Source organism: Lentilactobacillus kefiri, assembly GCF_007989105.1.
In the GTDB taxonomy this organism is placed as follows: Bacteria; Bacillota; Bacilli; order Lactobacillales; family Lactobacillaceae; genus Lentilactobacillus; species Lentilactobacillus kefiri.
The window spans coordinates 1-1,089 of record NZ_BJVK01000094.1 but is presented as its reverse complement, the minus strand read 5'-3'; the positions used below and the strand labels follow the sequence as shown (position 1 = coordinate 1,089).

At 32.8% G+C, this 1,089-nt stretch carries 2 protein-coding genes; both read right to left on the bottom strand.

What is annotated here, in order from left to right; translation table 11 throughout:
* Positions 1 to 454 precede the first annotated feature (454 nt).
* Positions 455 to 631, bottom strand: coding sequence for a hypothetical protein (locus LKE01_RS12155; protein WP_156645095.1), 177 nt, complete (start codon positions 629 to 631; stop codon positions 455 to 457).
* Positions 631 to 849, bottom strand: coding sequence for a DUF2188 domain-containing protein (locus tag LKE01_RS11815; RefSeq protein ID WP_010579558.1), 219 nt, complete (start codon positions 847 to 849; stop codon positions 631 to 633). The genes LKE01_RS12155 and LKE01_RS11815 overlap by 1 nt, the downstream gene beginning before the upstream one ends.
* Between the last annotated feature and the right edge of the window lie 240 nt (positions 850 to 1,089).

Sequence of the window (1,089 nt, the reverse complement as noted above, 5' to 3'; positions counted from 1 at the left end):
TTTCTAAGACTTAGCTTTCAAATGGAACATACTATTATCCAAATTATGATTTGTTAAGGTGGTGTTGTCATAGTTACTGAATTGAATCAATTGGGCAGAAACAAGAAAAATTTAACTAAGACCATGGACACCATTCAAAATTAAGGGAACGTCATCCTAAATCTATTGCCAATGGCGGGAATTGTTGATTTTTATTTATGCCAACTCGTGACCACATCTTATCATTGGATGATATGAATGATGTTGACAGAAAAACTAGCATTAGAGACCTCCTTATTATATATAGTAAAGGATACTAAACGAAATAGATTAAGGTAGATTACAAATTTAATCCGAATTATTTGCAATTTAAAACGTAGTCTCCAATATTGTATTTAGTATGCCTCATGGGAATTCACTCTGATTTATGTGGCCCCCTTCAAATTGGAATTTGTAATCTAACATAAACGGCTTATTAATCACGCCTAACCGGCTCTTCAGGTTGTTTTTCAGGGTATATTTTTTCTGGATTTATTTGGGGGGGTTCAGGTGGAGTCTTTACTGGAAATCTTTGTGGTAATTGCTTTTTAGGCTTTTCTATTGGTATATGAGGAGTAATTTTGTTTGGGTGTTTTTCCAAAAGTGATATCATTAGCTATGCCTCCTTAAATTCTTCTTGAATGGAGTGTCGTCTTTTAAATCAGAGCGATGTTGATACCATTTTTCCGCTTGTTCCGTAGCAATTGAAATGGCCCGCTTATCGTCATAATTTTTTTCTTTAAGCGCATTTGCGATCTCAATAGCTTTTTTTCGAACCACTTTTTTCAAATTTTTCATTGATGGTGGGTAATTTTGTTCATTCCAAGGCATTTCAATAACCTCCATTCATATGATTTTAGATATGGAAAAGAGTATATAGACTATTTGTTATATATTAAATAAGATTACAGCATGTTGGTAAGCGTTGTCAAAAAAGTTGCTTTAGTTTCAACCGATAGTCACTAGACTCATATTTTAACTAAGAAATAGTATCCATGTAATTTGCCCCAAAAAGGTTTCTAATTATAAATTTCGAACTAGACATTGAATTATGATGATATTTTACGCTCT

Coding starts and splice junctions, on each gene's coding strand:
- LKE01_RS11815 (WP_010579558.1), bottom strand. CDS start 849: ATGCCTTGGAATGAACAAAATTACCCACCATCAATGAAAAATTTGAAA.
- LKE01_RS12155 (WP_156645095.1), bottom strand. CDS start 631: ATGATATCACTTTTGGAAAAACACCCAAACAAAATTACTCCTCATATA.